Annotated in this window: 1 rRNA gene; it reads left to right on the top strand. The window is 45.4% G+C overall.

Features of this window, described 5'->3' with window-relative positions:
* Nucleotides 1-204: 204 nt before the first annotated feature.
* Nucleotides 205-3,115: ribosomal RNA gene (locus tag L872_RS0100055) — 23S ribosomal RNA — on the top strand.
* The last annotated feature ends 82 nt before the right edge of the window (nucleotides 3,116-3,197 follow it).

The following is a 3,197-nucleotide window of genomic DNA, read 5'->3' as shown; positions in this document are numbered from 1 at the left end:
AAAAGCAGCGTGAAACTGCTTTGACTGTTTCTGTTCTATTTAGTTTTCAGAGGTTATTAATTTAATCTCTGAAAAGATTGTTCTTTGAAAACTGAATATTAGATGAAAAAACAATTTTCTTAATTGAATTATATTCAATTATCAAATTTGACATCAGTTATAAAAAAACTAAAATTAATGTTATAAATTGCAAATAGATTTTTTCTAAAAAATAGTAAGAGCATATGGTGAATGCCTTGGAAAATGGAGCCGAAGAAGGACGTGACTACCTGCGAAAAGCATCGGGGAGCTGGAAGTGAGCTTTGATCCGGTGATGTCCGAATGGGGAAACCTAGTACGATTAATCTCGTATTGTCCACAACTGAATACATAGGTTGTGAGATGGGAACCTTGGGAACTGAAACATCTTAGTACCAAGAGGAAAAGAAAATAAATAATGATTCTGTTAGTAGCGGCGAGCGAACGCGGAACAGGCCAAACCAGTCTACGGGCTGGGGTTGTAGGACCATAGTTAGAGTTACAAAATCAATGTATAGTAGAAGCGATTGGGAAGTCGCAGCACAGAGGGTGATACTCCCGTATACGAAATGCATTGATCTCGAAATGGATATCCTGAGTACGGCGAAACACGTGAAATTTTGTCGGAATCCGCCGAGACCACTCGGCAAGCCTAAATACTACCATTTTACCGATAGTGAACCAGTACCGTGAGGGAAAGGTGAAAAGTACCCCGAGAGGGGAGTGAAATAGTTCCTGAAACCATATGCTTACAAGAAGATAGAGCCCGTTAATGGGTGATATCGTGCTTTTTGTAGAAAGAGCCGGCGAGTTACTATAACGTGCAAGGTTAACCAGAATATGGGGAGCCGTAGTGAAAGCGAGCCTTAATAGGGCGTTGAGTACGTTGTAGTAGACACGAAACCGGGTGATCTAGCCATGAGCAGGTTGAAGTTAGGGTAAAACCTAATGGAGGACCGAACCTACGTTCGTTGAAAAGACCGAGGATGACTTGTGGCTAGCGGTGAAATTCCAATCGAACCCGGAGATAGCTAGTTCTCCCCGATATATCTTTAAGGATAGCGTCGTAATTAAAACATTGGAGGTAGAGCACTGAATCTATGATGGCTGCACCTAGCGGTACTGAATAGAATTAAACTCCGAATGCCAATGTCCAATTGTACGGCAGTCAGAACATGGGTGATAAGGTCCATGCTCGTGAGGGAAACAGCCCAGATCGTCAGCTAAGGTCCCCAAATGTATACTAAGTGTGTAAGGATGTGAAATTGCACAGACAGCTAGGATGTTGGCTCAGAAGCAGCCATCATTTAAAGAGTGCGTAACAGCTCACTAGTCGAGTGATTTTGCGCCGAAAATGTACCGGGGCTTAAGTATACTACCGAAGCTACGGATTGTACGTAAGTACAGTGGTAGGGGAGCGTTCTAAGGGCGATGAAGTTGGACCGTGAGGACCAGTGGAGCGCTTAGAAGTGATTATGCCGGCATGAGTAACGTTTGAGGGTGAGAATCCCTCATGCTATTTGATCAAGGTTTCCTGGGCAAGGTTCGTCCACCCAGGGTTAGTCAGGACCTAAGGCGAGGCCGATAGGCGTAGTCGATGGACAACAGGTTGATATTCCTGTACCGATTAGTTAGTGATGGAGTGACGGAGAAAGATAGTGTATCCCAGGCGTTGGTTGTCCTGGGCTAAGCGCAAAGGTGGTAGAGTTGGCAAATCCGCTCTATATTCAACATTGAAGCGTGATGGGGAGTGAACGGTTCGCCTAGTAACGAAGTACATGACTCTATGCTTCCAAGAAAAGCTTCTAACTTAATAACTAATTGCCTGTACCTAGAACGAACACACGTGATCAAGGAGAAAATCCTAAGGCAAGCGAGATAACTATAGCTAAGGAACTCTGCAAAATGACTCCGTAACTTCGGAAGAAGGAGTGCTCAACTATGTTGAGCCGCAGTGAAGAGGGAGGGGCAACTGTTTAACAAAAACACAGCTCTCTGCTAAGTCGCAAGACGATGTATAGGGGGTGACACCTGCCCAGTGCCGGAAGGTTAAAAGGAGAAGTCAGCGCAAGCGAAGCTTTGAATTGAAGCCCCGGTGAACGGCGGCCGTAACTATAACGGTCCTAAGGTAGCGAAATTCCTTGTCAGGTAAGTTCTGACCCGCACGAAAGGTGTAATGATCCCTTCGCTGTCTCGGCTATAGACTCGGTGAAATTTTAGTACCGGTGAAGATGCCGGTTACCCGCAACTAGACGGAAAGACCCCGTGGAGCTTTACTATAACTTGATATTGAAATTTGGTGTAACGTGTAGAGGATAGCTGGGAGACATTGAAGCAGTACCGCCAGGGACTGTGGAGTCAACCTTGGAATACCAGCCTCGTTACATTGACTTTCTAACTTGGACCCATTATCTGGGTTGAGGACAGTGTCTGGTGGGTAGTTTGACTGGGGCGGTCGCCTCCTAAAATGTAACGGAGGCGCTCAAAGGTATTCTCAGTATGGTTGGAAATCATACAAAGAGCGCAAAGGTAGAAGAATGCTTAACTGCGAGACTTACAAGTCGAACAGATACGAAAGTAGGACTTAGTGATCCGGCGGTCCCGAGTGGAAGGGCCGTCGCTCAACGGATAAAAGTTACCCCGGGGATAACAGGCTGATCTCCCCCAAGAGTTCACATCGACGGGGAGGTTTGGCACCTCGATGTCGGCTCATCGCATCCTGGAGCTGAAGTCGGTTCCAAGGGTTGGGCTGTTCGCCCATTAAAGCGGTACGCGAGCTGGGTTCAGAACGTCGTGAGACAGTTTGGTCCCTATCTGTTGTGGGCGTAGGAAAATTGAAGAGAGCTGACTCTAGTACGAGAGGACCGAGTTGGACGCATCCCTGGTGCTCCAGTTGTCATGCCAATGGCACAGCTGGGTAGCTATATGCGGAAAGGATAATCGCTGAAGGCATCTAAGCGAGAAGCCTCCTTTAAGATGAATTTTCCCATTCGTAAGATGTAAGATCCCATGTAGACCACATGGTTGATAGGATGGATGTGTAAGCGCTGCGAGGCGTTAAGCTAACCATTACTAATAGATCGAGAGAATTTTAGAATAAAATCTATTACTCAACGCACATTTATATAAAACAATAAATTTTTCAATCTAGTATTCAGTTTTCAAAGAACAATCAAAAA

The organism is Mesoplasma seiffertii ATCC 49495, assembly GCF_000518725.1.
GTDB lineage: Bacteria > Bacillota_I > Bacilli_A > Mycoplasmatales > Mycoplasmataceae > Tullyiplasma > Tullyiplasma seiffertii.
This window is presented reverse-complemented; position numbering and strand designations above follow the sequence as displayed.